Origin of the sequence: Burkholderia sp. HI2714 (assembly GCF_002223085.1) — a bacterium.
Taxonomy (GTDB): domain Bacteria; phylum Pseudomonadota; class Gammaproteobacteria; order Burkholderiales; family Burkholderiaceae; genus Burkholderia; species Burkholderia lata_D.
The window spans coordinates 53,102-69,035 of the sequence record NZ_NKFM01000018.1; the positions used below are offsets into that span (position 1 = coordinate 53,102).

Sequence of the window (15,934 nt, forward strand, 5' to 3'; positions counted from 1 at the left end):
TCCAAGGAGAAAAAACATGTCGATGCGTGCATCCCTTTCCGTCGTCACGCGTGTGCTGGCCGGCGCCGCGTGCGCAGCCGCGATGCTGCCCGCCCATGCACAGAACAACCTGAACTTCCTGAACGACACGCCGATCAGCTATTTCAACAAGACCGACCGCGCGTCGCTCTCGAAGGCGGTCGTGCAGGTGCGCGACGAAGGCAAGGACGGCGAAACCACGACGTGGCAGAGCAGCGGCCGCGGCACGCAGATCGACGCGAAGCTCACGCCGAGCACGACCGAGACGGACGGCAAGACCTGCCGCGAAATCGCCACCGAGATCACCGCGAAGGGCCAGACGATGACGCTCAAGCCCGTCTACTGCAAGACGGCCGCGGGCAAGTGGCAACTGCAGAAGCGCTGAGCACGCACGTGATGAAGCGGGGCGGCGCGCCGCGCACGGTGTCGTGCGGCGTCGTGATCCTCGATGGAGCCGGCCGCGTGTTCCTCGCGCACGCGACGGATACCACGCACTGGGATATCCCGAAGGGGCAGGGCGAGCCGGGCGAGACGCCGGCCGACGCGGCGCTGCGTGAACTGCTCGAGGAAACCGGCATCGCGTTCGGCGCCGATCGGCTGCTCGACCTCGGCCGCTTCGCTTACCGGCACGACAAGGATCTGCACCTGTTCGCGGTGCGCGTGGCCGACGACGAAGTCGATCTCGCGCACTGTACGTGCACGTCGCTGTTTCCAAGCCGTCGCGACGGCTCGATGATTCCAGAGATGGATGCGTATCGCTGGACCACACCCGGCGACATCGACGCGTATGCGAGCCGCAGCCTCGCACGGTTGTTTCGCACGAAGCTGTCGCTGGTGGATTTGCATCGGCGGTTGATGGGTCCGTGACCTCAGCATGCATAAAAAAAACCGGCGAAAGCCGGTTTTTTCGTTCATCCAATTCGTCGTCAGTGGGTCACGTAGTCCATCGGTCCGTGTCGCGATGCTGGTCGAGCCCGATCGCTTCGAATTCGTCGCGCGCCTCGCCTTTGGCGACGCCGAGATAGCGAAGCGCTTCGTTGATCGCATGGTCCGACACGACGAGCGGGCTGGCCGCACGGCCATCCGAAAAGAGCGCATGTGCCTGGCAGCCGCTGCCGCCAAAGAATTCGGCTTCGATATAGGCGAGCGCAAATTGCGCACTCCATTGTTGGCACAGCGATAGAAGTGCGGGCGGGAGCACCGTACCGTCGCCGTCGGTAAACGGACAGAACGGGATGTCGTGAGCCTTCCGGAATGCAGTGTGGAGCGGGATCATGTCGATGTCACCGCGCAGGCGAACGACGTGCAGCCCTTGCGGCAATGGCGCGGACGAAAACGCGCCGGATCTGGCGACAATGGCCTGAAGCGAATATGCCACGGTAACGGTTCCTGACATGGAGTCCGGGGAAGGCTGCCCCGACGATCGGTCAATCGGGCTACGCATCGGTGCAGCCGTTGACCGCGAATGACGATCTGACCGGGCGCGTGCGTTCGGCACTGCGCCCGACCAACCGTCAGGCCGGCTTGCCCCAGCTGTCGCGCAGCCCGACGATCCGGTTGAACACCGGCTTGCCCGGCTTCGAATCGACACGGTCTGCAACAAAGTAGCCGTGGCGCTCGAACTGCAGGCGCGTTTCCGGCGCGACGTCGTCGTTGCCCGGTTCGATGTATGCCTGCACGATCTTCTTCGAGTCAGGATTCAGCGTCTCGAGGAAGTTCGCGCCGCCCGCGTCCGGATGCGGTTCCTTGAACAGGCGGTCGTAGATCCGCACTTCGGCCGGCTGCGCATGCTTCGCGCTGACCCAGTGGATGTTGCCCTTGACCTTGTACGTGTTCGCGCCTTCGGTGCCCGACTTGCTGTCCGGGAAGTAGTTGCAGTGCACGGCCGTCACGTTGCCGTCGGCGTCCTTGTCGAAGCCCGTGCACTCGATCACGTAGCCGTAGCGCAGGCGCACCTTGTTGCCCGGGAACAGGCGGAAATAGCCCTTCGGCGGGTTCTCGACGAAGTCCTCGCGCTCGATCCACAGCTCGCGCGAGATCGGGAACGTGCGCACGCCGCGATCCGGGTGGTGCGGATGCACGGGCGCCGTGCAGGCTTCCTCGAGGTCTTCCGGATAGTTGTCGATCACGAGCTTCAGCGGATCGAGCACGGCGACGGTACGTGCCGCCTTGTCGTCGAGGTCGTCGCGCAGCGCGCCTTCGAAGATGCTCATGTCGATCCACGAGTCGATCTTCGTCACGCCGATCCGCTCGCAGAACAGGTGGATGCTCTCCGGCGTGAAGCCGCGGCGGCGCACGCCGACGATCGTCGGCATCCGCGGGTCGTCCCAGCCGTCGACGTGGCCTTCGGTCACGAGCTGCAGCAGCTTGCGCTTGCTGGTGATCGCGTACGTGAGGTTCAGTCGCGAGAATTCGATCTGTTGCGGCAGCGGGCGCGTGAACATGCCGGCTTCCGCGAGTTCGTTCAGCACCCAGTCGTACAGCGGGCGGTGATCCTCGAATTCGAGCGTGCACAGCGAATGCGTGATGCCTTCGAGCGCATCCGAGATGCAGTGCGTGTAGTCGTACATCGGATACACGCACCATGCGTCGCCGGTGCGGTAGTGGTGCGCATAGCGGATCCGGTAGATCACCGGGTCGCGCATGTTCATGTTCGGCGAAGCCATGTCGATCTTCGCGCGCAGCACGTGCTCGCCTTCCTTGAACTCGCCTGCCTTCATGCGGCGGAACAGGTCGAGGTTTTCTTCCGGCGTGCGATCGCGGAACGGCGACGGCTTGCCGCCTTCCGTCAGCGAGCCGCGGTTCGCGCGCATTTCATCGGCGCTCTGGCTGTCGACATACGCCTTGCCGCGCTGGATCAGCAGCTCGGCGAACTCGTACAGCTTGTCGTAGTAGTCGCTAGCGAAGTACTGGTGATCGACCGCGTCCTTGCGCCAGTCGAAACCGAGCCAGCGCACCGCGTCGACGATCGAATCGACGTACTCGACGCTTTCCTTTTCCGGGTTCGTATCGTCGAAGCGCAGGTGGCACACGCCACCGTAGTCGCGCGCGACGCTGAAGTTCAGGCAGATGCTCTTGGCATGGCCGATGTGCAGATAGCCGTTCGGCTCGGGCGGAAAGCGCGTCTCGACGCGGCCGCCCCATTTGCCGGTGCGGTTGTCGTCGTCGATGATGTTGCGGATGAAATTGGAAGCCGCGGGGGCGTCGTTGCGTTCGGTGCTCATGCGGATGGCGTCAGGGTTGTGTCGGCGCGTCGCGCCGGTTTAATCCTGTAATTCTACCTGACCGGGGTCCGTCCCGCGCGGCTTGCGGCATGGCGGGGGCGGGTTTCGACCGATTATCTCGATATTGTGTCGGCTGTAACACGACGTAAATCGGATTGCCCGGGCCGTTTGGCGTTGCCTATGATGCCTTCACCAAATCAATGCCGCCGTTCGGGATGCCGTGCGGCGGGAGGACAAAAAAATCATGATGAAGAAGACCACGTTTATCGTTCGTACCGCCGTGATCGTCGCGGCCCTGTCGCAACTCGGCGCATGCGCCATGACGCATACGCAGCGCAATGCCGGTATCGGCGCAGCCGCGGGCGGCGCGCTCGGCTACCTGGTCACGGGCGGCCCGCTCGGCACGGTCGCCGGCGCAGCGGCAGGCGGTATCGTCGGCGCGAACGTGCGCTGACCGATGACATGACGCGAGCCGCCTGCCAGGCGGCTCGCCGTCCGGGCGAGACGCTGCGCTCGACGCGTCCCGACCCCACGCACATCCTTCCGGTATCAGACAGGCAGCATCAGGGAGGAACGGGTGTGCGACACTGCGTCGACGCACCATAACGATTTCGCCCGTCGACGCACTTTCCATGAGCCGATTTCCCGTTCTCGTCCTGCCGGGCTACGCCAATTCGGGCCCGCTCCACTGGCAGAGCCGCTGGGAGCGTGCCGATGCACGTTTCTCGCGCGTCGCGATGCCCGACTGGGACCGGGCGTTCCGCAACGGCTGGTGTCTCGCGCTCGATCGCGCCGTTGAAGCCGCGCGCGGGCCGGTGCTGATTGCCGGCCACAGCCTCGGTACGCTGACCACCGCGTGGTGGGCGACGCGCTATGCGCGCCCGGCCGCGCTCGCGAAAGTGCGCGGCGCGCTGCTCGTCGCGCTGCCCGATCCCGACGATCCCGCGTTTCCGACCGACGCGCACGGCTTCGGGCCCGTGCCATACGAACGGCTGCCGTTTCCGACCTGCGTCGTCGCCAGCAGCGACGATCCGTATGGCTCGCTCGCGTTCGCCCGTACTTGCGCGAACGCGTGGGGCAGCGCATTCCACGATATCGGCCCGCGCGGCCACATCAATGCGGACAGCGGGCTGGGCGACTGGCCCGATGCGCGCGGCTGGCTCGACGCGCTCGCCCGTCGCGATTGACCGTTGGATTGACAGCTCGATTGACCGCGCGAGGCAGGGCGGCGGTTGAGGCCGCTGCCACGCCGGCCATCCGCACCCGTACCATCCGCCGCGTTCAGATCGCCTGTTTCGCCCGCAGCGAGGCGATCTTCGCGTCGTCGTAGCCGAGCATGTCGCGCAGCACGTCGTCGGTCTGCGCACCGAGCAGCGGCGGGGCCGTGCGTGCTTCCGGCGGCGTCGCGCTCATCCGGATCGGGTTGCGCACGAGCTTCGCGTCCGCGCCGCACGGGTGCGGCAGCGACACCTGCATCCCGCGCGCGACGACCTGCTCGTTGTCGAACACCTCGCCGAGATCGTTGATCGGGCCGCACGGCACGCCGGCGGCTTCGAGCGCACCGATCCAGTCGGCCTTGTCGCGCGCCTTCACCATCTCCGCGAGGATCGGCACCAGCGTGTCGCGGTGGCGCACGCGCGACGGGTTCGTCGCGAAACGCTCGTCGTCCGCCAGCTCAGGCCGGCCGCCGGCCTCGACGAACTTGCGGAACTGCCCGTCGTTGCCGACCGCGACGATGATCCAGCCGTCGCGCGTCTGGAACGTCTGGTACGGCACGATGTTCGGATGCGCGTTGCCCCAGCGCACCGGCGGCTTGCCGCTCGCGAGGAAGTTGGTGTTCATGTTCGCGAGCAGCGCGACCTGCACGTCGAGCAGCGCCATGTCGATGTACTGGCCTTCGCCGGTCCGGTCGCGGTGCGCGAGCGCGGCGAGCACCGCGATCGTCGAATAGAGGCCGGTTGCGAGGTCGGCGATCGCGACGCCGGCCTTCTGCGGGCCGCCGCCCGGCTCGCCGTCGCGCTCGCCGGTGATGCTCATGAAGCCGCCGATCCCCTGGATGATGAAGTCGTAGCCCGCGCGGTGCGCGTACGGGCCGGTCTGGCCGAAGCCGGTGACCGAGCAGTAGACGAGGTCGGGCTTCACCGCGCGCAGCGAGTCGTAGTCGAGCCCGTATTTCTTCAACTGGCCGACCTTGTAGTTCTCGAGCACGACGTCGCTCTGCGCGGCGAGCTCGCGCACGATCTGCTGGCCCTCGGGTGTCGCGATGTCGATCGTCACCGAGCGCTTGTTGCGGTTCGCCGCGAGGTAGTACGCGGCCTCGGCGGTATCCGCGCCGTCCGGGTCCTTCAGGTACGGCGGCCCCCAGTGGCGCGTGTCGTCGCCGGCGCCCGGGCGCTCGACCTTGATCACGTCCGCGCCGAAATCGGCAAGCGTCTGCGCGCACCACGGGCCCGCGAGCACGCGGGTGAGGTCCAGCACGCGGATATGGCTCAGGGCACCCATCGTCGAATCGTCTCCTTTCATGGCTCGCCTTGTCGGGCAGGGCCGGTTGGCATGCCGAGCATCTTACGGCGAATCGGCTGTGCGAGTGGCCCACCCGGGCCGGCGGGAGGGCCGAGCCGCTTTCCGCCGCTTTGCCCGGAAGCCGGCCCCGATCCCGTATAATCGATCGTTTCCGAATCCATGCCGCCGCGCGCCCCGACGAGGGCGCCGGCGTTTGAAGCCGTCTTTGCCAGACTGTCCCCGCACGCCATGAAAGCTGCCGAAATCCGCGAGAAATTCCTCAAATTCTTCGAATCGAAGGGCCACACGATCGTCCGCTCGTCGAGCCTCGTGCCCGGTAACGACCCCACGCTGATGTTCACGAACTCGGGCATGGTCCAGTTCAAGGACGTGTTCCTCGGCACGGACCCACGTCCGTACTCGCGCGCCACGACGGCGCAGCGCAGCGTGCGCGCGGGCGGCAAGCACAACGACCTCGAGAACGTCGGCTACACGGCGCGCCATCACACGTTCTTCGAGATGCTCGGCAACTTCTCGTTCGGCGACTACTTCAAGCACGACGCGATCAAGTTCGCGTGGGAGCTGCTGACCACGGTCTACCAGCTGCCGAAGGAGAAGCTGTGGGTCACGGTCTACCAGGAAGACGACGAGGCGTACGACATCTGGGCGAAGGAAGTCGGCGTGCCGACCGAGCGCATCATCCGCATCGGCGACAACAAGGGCGCGCGCTACGCGTCGGACAACTTCTGGACGATGGGCGACACCGGCCCGTGCGGCCCGTGTACCGAAATCTTCTACGACCACGGTCCGGACGTGTGGGGCGGCCCGCCGGGATCGCCTGAGGAAGACGGCGACCGCTACATCGAGATCTGGAACCTCGTGTTCATGCAGTTCAACCGCGACGCGCAGGGCAACATGACGCGCCTGCCGAAGCAGTCGGTCGACACCGGCATGGGCCTCGAGCGTCTCGCCGCGGTGCTGCAGCACGTGCACAGCAACTACGAGATCGACCTGTTCCAGAACCTGATCAAGGCCGCCGCGCGCGTGACCGAAATCAGCGACCTCACGAACAACTCGCTGAAGGTGATCGCCGATCACATCCGCGCGTGCTCGTTCCTGATCGTCGACGGCGTGATTCCCGGCAACGAAGGCCGCGGCTACGTGCTGCGCCGGATCGTGCGCCGCGCGATCCGCCACGGCTACAAGCTCGGCCGCAAGGGCTCGTTCTTCCACAAGCTGGTGGCCGACCTCGTCGCCGAGATGGGCACGGCCTACCCGGAGCTGAAGGAAGCCGAACAGCGCGTGACCGACGTGCTGCGCCAGGAAGAAGAGCGCTTCTTCGAGACGATCGAGCACGGCATGTCGATCCTCGAAGCGGCGCTGGCCGACGTCGAGGCGAAGGGCGGCAAGGTGCTCGACGGCGAGCTCGCGTTCAAGCTGCACGACACGTACGGCTTCCCGCTCGACCTCACGGCCGACGTGTGCCGCGAGCGCGGGATGACGGTCGACGAGCCGGCATTCGACGACGCGATGGCGCGCCAGCGCGAGCAGGCGCGTGCGGCCGGCAAGTTCAAGGCCGCGCAGGGCCTCGAATACACGGGCGCGAAGACCACCTTCCACGGCTATGAAGAAATCGCGTTCGACGACGCGAAGGTCGTCGCGCTGTACGTCGATGGTTCGTCGGTCAACGAAGTCAAGACCGGCCAGGACGCGGTCGTCGTGCTCGACCACACGCCGTTCTACGCGGAATCGGGCGGCCAGGTCGGCGACCAGGGCGTGCTCGCGAACGCCGCGACGCGCTTCGCGGTGGCCGATACGCTGAAGGTGCAGGCCGACGTGATCGGCCACCACGGCACGCTGGAGCAGGGCACGCTGAAAGTGGGCGACGTGCTGCGCGCGGAAATCGACGCGCATCGCCGCGCCCGCACGCAGCGCAACCATTCGGCCACCCACCTGATGCACAAGGCGCTGCGCGAAGTGCTCGGCGCGCACGTGCAGCAGAAGGGCTCGCTGGTCGACGCGGAAAAGACCCGCTTCGACTTCGCGCACAACGCACCGATGACCGACGACGAAATCCGTCGCGTCGAGCAGATCGTCAACAACGAGATCCTCGCGAACGCGCCGGGCATCGTGCGTGTGATGCCATACGACGAAGCGGTGAAGGGCGGCGCGATGGCCCTCTTCGGCGAGAAGTACGGCGATGAAGTGCGCGTGCTCGACCTCGGCTTCTCGCGCGAACTGTGCGGCGGCACGCACGTGCACCGCACCGGCGACATCGGCTTCTTCAAGATCGTCGTCGAAGGCGGCGTCGCGGCCGGCATTCGCCGCGTCGAGGCGATCACCGGCGACAACGCGGTGCGCTACGTGCAGGAGCTCGACGCCCGCGTGAACGAAGCCGCGGCCGCGCTGAAGGCGCAGCCGTCGGAGCTCACGCAGCGTATCGCGCAGGTGCAGGACCAGGTGAAGTCGCTCGAGAAGGAGCTGGGTGCGCTGAAGTCGAAGCTCGCGTCGAGCCAGGGCGACGAGCTCGCGCAGCAGGCGGTCGAAATCGGCGGCGTGTTCGTGCTGGCCGCGACGCTCGACGGCGCCGACGCGAAGACGCTGCGCGAAACGGTCGACAAGCTGAAGGACAAGCTGAAGAGCGCGGCGATCGTGCTGGCGGCCGTCGAAGGCGGCAAGGTCAGCCTGATCGCGGGTGTCACGCCCGACGCGAGCAAGAAGGTCAAGGCCGGCGAGCTCGTGAACTTCGTCGCGCAGCAGGTCGGCGGCAAGGGTGGCGGCCGTCCGGACATGGCGCAGGCAGGCGGCACCGAGCCGGCGAACCTGCCGGGCGCGCTGGCTGGCGTGAAGGGCTGGGTCGAAGAGCGGCTCTGATCGTTGCATGACCGATGCGATGCCGTCGCAGTGACGGCATCGCGTGAAATGAAAAACGACCCGATCGGCAGGTGCCGGTCGGGTCGTTTCGTTTGTGCGGTCCGTGCGCGTCGATCGCTACGGTGGCGCGCGAACCCGGGTCAGGCCGGCACGGTCGCGGCCGGCTTCGCCGCGTCGCCAGGCTGCCGCGTGGCGTCGGTGAGCGCATCGCGCAGGGCGGCGAGCGCCGCCGACGCATAACCGCGCCGCCACCCGAGCAGCGTGTCGATGCCTTCGAGTTCGGGAATCGCGTGCGCGGCGATGTTGCCGGTCTCGGGCTGCAGATCGAGTACCGAGCGCGGCGCGACCGCGATGCCCGCGCCGGCCGCGACGCACGCGACGATCGCGTGATACGAGCCGAGTTCGAGCACGCGCTCCGGCTTCACGCCGTGCGCCGCGTACCACCGTTCGACGTACTGCCGATACGCGCAGCCGCGCTCGAACGCGATCAGTGTCGGCAGGATCACGTCGCGGGGTGTGCGCACCGGCGGATGGCCGCGCGGCGTGAGCAGCACGAGATCCTCGCGGAAGATCGGCACCGTGTCGAACGTGTCGGGCAGCGTGTCCGGTTCGGGCGGGCGGGCGAACAGGGCGGCGTCGATCTCGAAGTCGCGCACGCGATCGATCAGGCAGCCCGTCGTGCCCGTCAGCAGTTCGAGCGACACGTCGGGCCACGCATGGTGATAGCGCGCGAGTAGGGTCGGCAGCCGGCTCGCGGCCGTGCTTTCCATCGTGCCGAGCCGCAGCCGCCCGCGCGGCGTGTCCTCGCGCACCGCGTCGCGCGCCTCGTCGGCGAGCGCGAGCAGGCGCTCCGCATACGGCAGCAGCGTATGCCCGGCCGGCGTCAGCACGAGCCGGCGGCCGTCGCGCACGAACAGCGCCGCGCCGAGTTCTTCCTCCAGCTGCTTGATGCGCGTCGTGACGTTCGACTGCACGCGATTGAGCTTGGCCGCCGCGCGCGTCACGCCGTTCTCGCGCACCACGGCCCGGAAAATCGCCAGCGCCGCCAGGTCCATGATTCTCTCCGAGCGATGATTGGATTCTTAATTATTCATTTTTCGAGAACATTTGGTCAAGCTAGGATGGCAGCATTCCGATTTCCGATCCGGCCGGCGCGTCGAACGCCGGCCCTTGCCGCCATGTCCCGCTCCGATGCCCCGACCGCCGCCGCCGGCGCGCCTTCCGTCGATGATGCCGACCGCCGCGCACGCGCGGCCGCGCTGGCCTGCATGGTCGGCCTCGCGGTCGTGCTCGGCGTCGGCCGCTTTGCGTTCACGCCCTTGTTGCCGCTGATGCTCGCGGACGGCTCGATCGGCCTGAAGGCCGGCGGCTGGCTCGCGTCGGCGAACTACGCGGGCTACTTCGTCGGCGCGGTCAGTTGCGCGGCGCTGCGGGTGGCGCCCGCACGCATGGTGCGCGTCGGGCTCGTGGCTACCGTGCTGCTCACCGCCGCGATGGGTGTCGGCCACCTGCTGCCGGTGTGGCTCGCGGTGCGCTTCGTCGCGGGCGTCGTCAGTGCATGGACGTTCGTGTTCGTGTCGCAATGGGGGCTGCGGCGGCTCGCCGAACTGCATGCGCCCGAGTGGAGCGGGGTGATCTACGCGGGGCCCGGCGTCGGCATCGTGGTGACCGGGCTGATCGGCAGCGCGCTGGCCGGCCAGCGCGCGGCGTCGGGCTGGCTCGGGTTCGCGGCGTTGTCGGCCGTGCTGTCGGTCGTGATCTGGCGCACGTTTGCCGCTGCCCCGGCGCAAGCCGTGCCGTCGGGCGGTGCCGCGACGCAGGCGGCCGCCGCCACCGCGTCGAACCACGCGCACAAGCGCCGCCATCGCGCGGACGCCGCATGGCTCGTCGTGCTGTACGGCATGCCGGGCTTCGGCTACATCATCACCGCGACGTTCCTGCCGGTGATCGCGCGCGCCGCGCTGCCGGCCGGTTCGCCGTGGCCCGACCTGTTCTGGCCGATGTTCGGCGCGGCGCTGATCGTCGGTGCGATCACCGCCGCGCGGCTGCCCGGGCACTGGGACAACCGGCTGCTGCTGGCGGCCGGCTGCGCGACGCAGGCGCTCGGCATTGCCGCCGGGATCGTGTGGCCGAACGCGGCCGGCTTCTCGGTCGGCAGCGCGCTGCTCGGCCTGCCGTTCACCGCGATCACGCTGTTCGCGATGCGCGAGGCGCGGCGGTTGCACGGCGAGCGGGCCGCCGGGCTGATGGGCTACGCGACCGCGTCGTACGGGGTCGGGCAGATTCTCGGCCCGCTCGTCGCGGCACCGCTGGCCGCGCGCTTCGGGTCGTTTTCCCCCGCGCTGTGGGTCGCGGTGGCCGCGCTGCTGCTGGGCGCCGCCGGCTTCGCGGCGACCGCCGCGCGAGGGCGGCGGCAACCCTGATGTCGGCGGGGCCGGATCGTCTGCGGCACGGGCAAACTCGCTAGAATGAAGCCTTTCCCGCGCCGAGCGGGTGCGCGGGCAGCCGGCTGGCGGCCGTCCGGCGCCTGCCAGATTCCCATCGATGACCACCGCCGATTACCGCTTTTGCCCGCGCTGCGCGAGCCCGCTCACCGAGCGCGCCGATCCCGACCATGAAGGCGGCCGCATCCGCCAGGCATGCCCCGACGACACCTGCGGCTATGTGCACTGGAACAACCCGCTGCCGGTCGTCGCGGCGATCGTCGAGCTCGACGGCAAGATCCTGCTCGCGCGCAACGCGGCCTGGCCCGAAGGCATGTTCGCGCTGATCACCGGCTTCCTCGAGAACGGCGAGACGCCCGAGGACGGCATCGCGCGCGAGGTGTTCGAGGAAACGGCGCTGAAGGCCGAGCACGTGTCACTCGTCGGCGTCTACGAATTCATCCGCAAGAACGAGCTGATCATCGCGTACCACGTGCGTGCATCGGGCACGGTCGCGCTGTCGCCGGAACTGCTCGAATACAAGCTCGTCGATCCGCCGCTGCTGCGCCCGTGGCGCGCCGGCACGGGCGTCGCGCTCGCCGACTGGATGCGGGCGCGCGGCCTCGATTTCGAGTTCGTCGACCGGCCGGGGCAGTGACGGGCCGGCCCGTCAGCAGCGTTGCATCCGCCGTGCCGCGAGCGATCGCGGCGCGGCGTTCCGCTTCTTGCCGGTGCGCCGTGTCCCGCGGCCGCCGCGCGTCGTCCACCTCGCTTCCCTCGTCCTGACCGCCATCGCCATGTCCGACAAGCCGCAACCGCGTCCGCGCGACGCCTATCGCCACTTCCTGCCGATCACGACCCGCTGGATGGACAACGACGTCTACGGGCACGTGAACAACGTCGTCTACTACAGCTACTTCGACACGGTCGTGAACGAATACCTGATCCGCGCCGGCGTGCTCGACGTCGAGCACGGGCAGACGATCGGCCTCGTGGTCGAGACGCAGTGCAACTACTTCGCGCCGCTCGTGTTTCCGCAGTCGGTCGACGCCGGGTTGCGGGTCGTGAAGCTCGGCACGTCGAGCGTGCGCTACGAGGTCGGGCTGTTCGCGCAGGGCGAAGCCACGCCCGCCGCGCAGGGGCATTTCGTGCACGTGTACGTCGATCGCGGCACGCGCCGGCCGGTGCCGCTGCCCGATGCGCTGCGCGCCGCGCTCGAGCCGCTCGCGGCCTGACTGCGCGGTGCACGCGTTCGCGCTCCAGGCCTTCAACGGCCTCAGCTACGGCATGCTGCTGTTCATGCTGTCGGCCGGCCTCACGCTGATCTTCAGCGTGCAGGGCGTGCTCAATTTCGCGCATGCGAGCTTCTACATGCTCGGCGCCTACGTCGGCTACAGCATCGCGGCCGGCGCGGGCTTCTGGCCCGCGCTGGTGCTCGCGCCGCTCGCGGTCGGGCTGCTCGGCGCCGGCTGCGAACGCATGCTGCTGCGCCGCGTGCAGGCGCGCGGCCATACGAGCGAACTGCTGCTGACCTTCGGCCTCGCGTACCTGATCGGCGAGGGCGCGAAACTCGTGTGGGGCCTCGCGCCGCTGCCGGCGCCCGTGCCGGCGCTGTTCGACGGCGCGCCCGTGACCGTATTCGGCCTCGCGCTGCCGCGCTACCGGCTGTTCATGATGGGGATGTCCACGGCGATGCTGGTCGCGCTCGGCGCACTGCTGCGCGCGTCGCGCATCGGGCTCGTCGTGCGCGCGGCGCTCACGCACCGCGCGGCCGTCGAGGCGCTCGGCTATGACGTGCCGCGCGTGATGACGGCGCTGTTCGGCGCGGGCACCGCGCTCGCGGCGCTGGCCGGCGTGATCGGCGCGCCGCTCGCGGTGATCGAACCCGCGCTGGCCGAGACCGTCGGGTCGGTCGTGTTCGCGATCGTCGTGATCGGCGGGCTCGGCTCGCTCGGCGGCGCGTTCGCGGCGTCGCTCGCGGTCGGCTTCGCGCAGACCTTCGCGGCCGCGAGCGACACGTCGCTGCGCGACCTGACGGAATGGGCCGGCATCGTGCTGCCCGACAGCGTGGCCGCGGTGTCGATCGCACAGCTGGCGCCGCTGGTGCCGTACCTGCTGCTCGTCGTGGTGCTGGTCGCGCGGCCGCGCGGGCTGTTCGGCGAGCGTGCCGATGCGTAGCCGCATGCTCGCCGGCGTCGCGCGCTGGTCCCTGTTCTCGGCATGCGTCGTGCTGCCCGCGTGGCTGTGGCCGCATGGCGTGGTGCTCGGCTATCTCGCGCAGACGGCCGCGCTCGTCGTGCTCGCACTGTCGTACAACCTGCAGCTCGGCACGACCGGGCTGCTGTCGTTCGGGCACGCGGCGTTCGCGGGCCTCGGCGCGTTCGCGGCCGCGCACTGGTTCAACCACTTTGGCGGCCCGCTGCCGCTGTTGCCGCTCGTCGGCGGCGTGGCCGGTGCCGCTTTCGGCTTCGTCGCCGGGCTGCTCGCGACGCGCCGCTCGGGCACCGCGTTCGCGATGATCACGCTCGGGCTCGGCGAATGCGTCGCGGCCGCCGCGTGGAGCGTGCCGGCCTGGTTCGGCGGAATCGGCGGCGTGCCGATCGACCGCGCGAGCGGCACGCCGTGGGGCGGCTGGCATTTCGGCGCACCCGTCCAGGCTTATGCGGTGATCGCCGCGTGGTGCCTCGCGTCGGCGTGGGCGATGCATGCGCTGACGCGCACGCCGCTCGCGCGGCTCGCGAATGCGGTGCGCGACAACCCGGTGCGCGTCGCCGCGCTCGGGTCCGATCCGCGCCGCGTGCGGCTCGCGATGGTCACCTGCGCGTCGTTCTTCGCCGGCGTCGCCGGCACGCTGACGCTGATCGACGTCGAGATCGCGACGCCCGACAGCGTATCGATGGCGCGCTCGGCGACCGTGCTGATCGCCGCGGTGATCGGCGGCACCGGCGCGTTCTTCGGGCCGGCGGCCGGTGCGGCCGTGCTCACGGTGCTGAGCATCGTCGTCGCGGGCGTGTCGCGCGCGTGGGCGCTGTATCTCGGCGTGCTGTTCGTCGTGATCGTCGTGGCCGCGCCGCGCGGGATCGCCGGGATCGTGCAGGCGCTCGCGCATGCGTTGCGGCGCGGTGCGCCGGCGGCCGAGCGGTGGCGCATGCTGTGCGCGGTCGGTGCGTGCGTGTTCTGGAGCGTCGCGATCGTCTGCGCGGCCGAGCTCGGCTACGCGTGGCGTTTCGCGCAGGACGACGGCGCGGGCTTCGCGTTCGGCGCCTGGAGCGTCGACGCCGATACGCCGGCCGGCTGGGCCGTCGCGTGCTCCGCGTTCGGCATCGGTACGCTGCTGTGGGGCTGGCGCGCGCGGCTCGCGCCGGGCGGGCAGGCCGGCAAGCGGGAGGACCGGCGATGAACGGCAACGCGATCGCGCTGCACGGCGTGGTGCAGCGCTTCGGCGCGCAGACGGTGCTCGACGGCGTCGAGCTGAGCATCGCGGCCGGCGAGCGTCATGCGCTGATCGGGCCGAACGGCGCGGGCAAGTCGACGCTGTTCGGCGTGATCGCCGGCGCGGTGCGGCCGACGCGCGGGCGCGTCGTGCTGCACGGCGTCGAGCTGCGCGGGCGCGGGCCGGTCGTCGCGAGCCGGCTCGGCATCGGCCGCAGTTTCCAGCAGACGAGCGCATTCGCGCGGCTGACCGTGTTCGATAACCTGCGCTGCGCGGCGCTGCATGCGCCGGCCGAACGGCGGCGCTGGTGGAACCGGCTGCGCGAATCGGCGTCGGTCGATCTCGCGGCCGCTCGCGTGCTGCACGACATCGGCCTCGATGCGCACCGCGACACGCCGGCCGGCGAACTGAGCTACGCGGAACAGCGCGCGCTCGATCTCGGGATCGCACTCGCGAGCGGCGCGCGCACGCTGCTGCTCGACGAGCCGACGGCCGGGATGAGCCGCGCGCAGGCGGCGCGGATGATCGCGTTGATTCGTGCAACGACGCAGGGGCGCACGGTCCTGCTGATCGAACACGACATGGATGCGGTGTTCGGCTTCGCCGAACGCATCACGGTGCTCGTGCGCGGCACGGTGGTCGCGACCGGCGCGCCCGATGCGATCCGCGCCGATCCGGCCGTGCGTGCCGCCTATCTGGGCGAGGGCGGCCCATGAGCGCGTTGCTCGACATTCGCGACCTGCGCGCGTGGTACGGGCTGCAACCCGTGCTCGACGGCGTCGACCTCGCGCTCGCGCCGGGCGAGACGCTCGCGCTGCTCGGCCGCAACGGCTCGGGGCGCTCGACGCTCGCGAAGGCCGTGATGGGGCTCGTGCGCACGGCCGGCTCGGTGCGCATCGGCGGCGCCGAATGCGTGGGGGCGCGCACGTTCGAGATCGCGCGGCGCGGCGTTGCTTACGTCGCCGAAAGCCGCGACGTGTTCCCGCTGCTGACGGTACGTGACAACCTGCGGCTCGGGCTGCGCGGCGCCAGCGGCGCGGCCGAACGGACGGCGCTCGAACGGTTGTTCGACCGCTTTCCGTTGCTGGCCGCGCGCGCGGACGTGAAAGCGGGGCGGCTGTCGGGCGGCGAGCAGCAGGTGCTCGCGCTGGTGCGGGCGCTGGCCGCCCGCCCGCGCGTGCTGATCGTCGACGAACCGGCCGAAGGGCTCGCGCCGCTCGCGGTCGACGAAGTCGGCACGTGCCTTGCCGCGCTGCAGGCGGACGGTGTCGCGATCGTGCTGATCGAGCAGCGGCTGCAGTTCGCGCCGCGGCTCGCGCGGCGCGTCGCGGTCATGGGGCGCGGACGGATCGTCTACGACGGTGCGCTCGACGGCCTGGGCGGCGACGTCGCGAACGCATGGCTGAGCGCCGGCTGACGGCGCGCGAGCGATTGTTCGGAAAACGCTGCCAGTCAATTCG

The 15,934-nt window shown here is 69.4% G+C and carries 16 protein-coding genes; 12 read left to right on the forward strand and 4 right to left on the reverse strand.

From position 1 onward, the window contains the following. The first annotated feature begins 16 nt into the window (after window positions 1-16). Both CFB82_RS07695 and CFB82_RS07700 read left to right on the forward strand, forming a co-directional pair. A complete protein-coding gene (locus CFB82_RS07695; protein ID WP_069247740.1) occupies window positions 17-403 on the forward strand; it encodes a hypothetical protein in 387 nt (128 codons plus the stop codon). Between the two features lie 11 nt (window positions 404-414). Next, window positions 415-885, forward strand: a complete 471-nt coding sequence (locus CFB82_RS07700) for an NUDIX hydrolase (protein ID WP_089483816.1) — start codon at window positions 415-417, stop codon at window positions 883-885. Between the two features lie 67 nt (window positions 886-952). Here the strand turns inward: CFB82_RS07700 and CFB82_RS07705 are convergent, their stop codons facing one another. After that, the gene (locus CFB82_RS07705; RefSeq protein ID WP_143750885.1) at window positions 953-1,462 is read right to left on the reverse strand and encodes a hypothetical protein; all 510 of its coding nucleotides are present in this window, start codon (window positions 1,460-1,462) and stop codon (window positions 953-955) included. Window positions 1,463-1,532: 70 nt separating this feature from the next. Continuing rightward, window positions 1,533-3,242 (reverse strand): glutamine--tRNA ligase/YqeY domain fusion protein, encoded by a 1,710-nt coding sequence (locus tag CFB82_RS07710; protein ID WP_089483818.1) that lies wholly within the window; start codon window positions 3,240-3,242, stop codon window positions 1,533-1,535. Between the two features lie 244 nt (window positions 3,243-3,486). On the opposite strand from CFB82_RS07710, the gene CFB82_RS07715 reads away from it, so the two are divergent. Together CFB82_RS07715 and CFB82_RS07720 are read left to right on the forward strand one after the other, a co-directional pair. Beyond that, the gene (locus CFB82_RS07715) at window positions 3,487-3,696 is read left to right on the forward strand and encodes an ornithine acetyltransferase (protein ID WP_011351716.1); all 210 of its coding nucleotides are present in this window, start codon (window positions 3,487-3,489) and stop codon (window positions 3,694-3,696) included. A gap of 178 nt (window positions 3,697-3,874) precedes the next feature. Next, a complete protein-coding gene (locus tag CFB82_RS07720; protein ID WP_089483819.1) occupies window positions 3,875-4,429 on the forward strand; it encodes an RBBP9/YdeN family alpha/beta hydrolase in 555 nt (184 codons plus the stop codon). 94 nt (window positions 4,430-4,523) lie between these two features. Here the strand turns inward: CFB82_RS07720 and CFB82_RS07725 are convergent, their stop codons facing one another. Beyond that, entirely contained in the window at window positions 4,524-5,744 is a 1,221-nt protein-coding gene (locus tag CFB82_RS07725; protein WP_089483820.1) for a CaiB/BaiF CoA transferase family protein, read from the reverse strand. Window positions 5,745-5,993: 249 nt separating this feature from the next. On the opposite strand from CFB82_RS07725, the gene alaS reads away from it, so the two are divergent. Then, window positions 5,994-8,618 (forward strand): alanine--tRNA ligase, encoded by a 2,625-nt coding sequence (gene alaS, locus CFB82_RS07730; protein WP_069247745.1) that lies wholly within the window; start codon window positions 5,994-5,996, stop codon window positions 8,616-8,618. Between the two features lie 140 nt (window positions 8,619-8,758). Here alaS and CFB82_RS07735 read toward each other — a convergent pair whose 3' ends face one another. Beyond that, the gene (locus CFB82_RS07735) at window positions 8,759-9,673 is read right to left on the reverse strand and encodes a LysR family transcriptional regulator (RefSeq protein ID WP_089445426.1); all 915 of its coding nucleotides are present in this window, start codon (window positions 9,671-9,673) and stop codon (window positions 8,759-8,761) included. 123 nt (window positions 9,674-9,796) lie between these two features. Between CFB82_RS07735 and CFB82_RS07740 the strand changes: the two genes are divergently transcribed. From CFB82_RS07740 to CFB82_RS07770, 7 genes are all read left to right on the forward strand, one after another. Further along, window positions 9,797-11,041 (forward strand): YbfB/YjiJ family MFS transporter, encoded by a 1,245-nt coding sequence (locus tag CFB82_RS07740; RefSeq protein WP_089483821.1) that lies wholly within the window; start codon window positions 9,797-9,799, stop codon window positions 11,039-11,041. 121 nt (window positions 11,042-11,162) lie between these two features. Beyond that, window positions 11,163-11,699 carry an NUDIX domain-containing protein gene (locus CFB82_RS07745; protein ID WP_039347430.1) on the forward strand — a complete coding sequence of 179 codons (537 nt, stop codon included), beginning with the start codon at window positions 11,163-11,165 and terminating at the stop codon, window positions 11,697-11,699. Between the two features lie 139 nt (window positions 11,700-11,838). Continuing rightward, window positions 11,839-12,276 (forward strand): acyl-CoA thioesterase, encoded by a 438-nt coding sequence (locus tag CFB82_RS07750; protein ID WP_069249274.1) that lies wholly within the window; start codon window positions 11,839-11,841, stop codon window positions 12,274-12,276. 7 nt (window positions 12,277-12,283) lie between these two features. Next, a complete protein-coding gene (locus tag CFB82_RS07755; protein WP_089483897.1) occupies window positions 12,284-13,219 on the forward strand; it encodes a branched-chain amino acid ABC transporter permease in 936 nt (311 codons plus the stop codon). Further along, on the forward strand, window positions 13,212-14,441 hold the full coding sequence (locus tag CFB82_RS07760) for a branched-chain amino acid ABC transporter permease (protein WP_089483822.1): 1,230 nt from the start codon (window positions 13,212-13,214) through the stop codon (window positions 14,439-14,441). The genes CFB82_RS07755 and CFB82_RS07760 overlap by 8 nt, the downstream gene beginning before the upstream one ends. Beyond that, complete coding sequence (locus CFB82_RS07765; RefSeq protein ID WP_089483823.1) at window positions 14,438-15,190, forward strand: ABC transporter ATP-binding protein; 753 nt, start codon at window positions 14,438-14,440, stop codon at window positions 15,188-15,190. Before CFB82_RS07760 ends, CFB82_RS07765 begins: the two co-directional genes overlap by 4 nt. Beyond that, the gene (locus tag CFB82_RS07770) at window positions 15,187-15,891 is read left to right on the forward strand and encodes an ABC transporter ATP-binding protein (protein WP_089483824.1); all 705 of its coding nucleotides are present in this window, start codon (window positions 15,187-15,189) and stop codon (window positions 15,889-15,891) included. Before CFB82_RS07765 ends, CFB82_RS07770 begins: the two co-directional genes overlap by 4 nt. Window positions 15,892-15,934: the final 43 nt, after the last annotated feature.

What these genes read in the sequence shown, in the direction of transcription:
- CFB82_RS07695 (WP_069247740.1), top strand. Translation starts at nt 17, where the DNA reads ATGTCGATGCGTGCATCCCTTTCCGTCGTCACGCGTGTGCTGGCCGGC.
- CFB82_RS07700 (WP_089483816.1), top strand. Translation starts at nt 415, where the DNA reads ATGAAGCGGGGCGGCGCGCCGCGCACGGTGTCGTGCGGCGTCGTGATC.
- CFB82_RS07705 (WP_143750885.1), bottom strand. Translation starts at nt 1,462, where the DNA reads ATGCGTAGCCCGATTGACCGATCGTCGGGGCAGCCTTCCCCGGACTCC.
- CFB82_RS07710 (WP_089483818.1), bottom strand. Translation starts at nt 3,242, where the DNA reads ATGAGCACCGAACGCAACGACGCCCCCGCGGCTTCCAATTTCATCCGC.
- CFB82_RS07715 (WP_011351716.1), top strand. Translation starts at nt 3,487, where the DNA reads ATGATGAAGAAGACCACGTTTATCGTTCGTACCGCCGTGATCGTCGCG.
- CFB82_RS07720 (WP_089483819.1), top strand. Translation starts at nt 3,875, where the DNA reads ATGAGCCGATTTCCCGTTCTCGTCCTGCCGGGCTACGCCAATTCGGGC.
- CFB82_RS07725 (WP_089483820.1), bottom strand. Translation starts at nt 5,744, where the DNA reads ATGGGTGCCCTGAGCCATATCCGCGTGCTGGACCTCACCCGCGTGCTC.
- alaS (WP_069247745.1), top strand. Translation starts at nt 5,994, where the DNA reads ATGAAAGCTGCCGAAATCCGCGAGAAATTCCTCAAATTCTTCGAATCG.
- CFB82_RS07735 (WP_089445426.1), bottom strand. Translation starts at nt 9,673, where the DNA reads ATGGACCTGGCGGCGCTGGCGATTTTCCGGGCCGTGGTGCGCGAGAAC.
- CFB82_RS07740 (WP_089483821.1), top strand. Translation starts at nt 9,797, where the DNA reads ATGTCCCGCTCCGATGCCCCGACCGCCGCCGCCGGCGCGCCTTCCGTC.
- CFB82_RS07745 (WP_039347430.1), top strand. Translation starts at nt 11,163, where the DNA reads ATGACCACCGCCGATTACCGCTTTTGCCCGCGCTGCGCGAGCCCGCTC.
- CFB82_RS07750 (WP_069249274.1), top strand. Translation starts at nt 11,839, where the DNA reads ATGTCCGACAAGCCGCAACCGCGTCCGCGCGACGCCTATCGCCACTTC.
- CFB82_RS07760 (WP_089483822.1), top strand. Translation starts at nt 13,212, where the DNA reads ATGCGTAGCCGCATGCTCGCCGGCGTCGCGCGCTGGTCCCTGTTCTCG.
- CFB82_RS07765 (WP_089483823.1), top strand. Translation starts at nt 14,438, where the DNA reads ATGAACGGCAACGCGATCGCGCTGCACGGCGTGGTGCAGCGCTTCGGC.
- CFB82_RS07770 (WP_089483824.1), top strand. Translation starts at nt 15,187, where the DNA reads ATGAGCGCGTTGCTCGACATTCGCGACCTGCGCGCGTGGTACGGGCTG.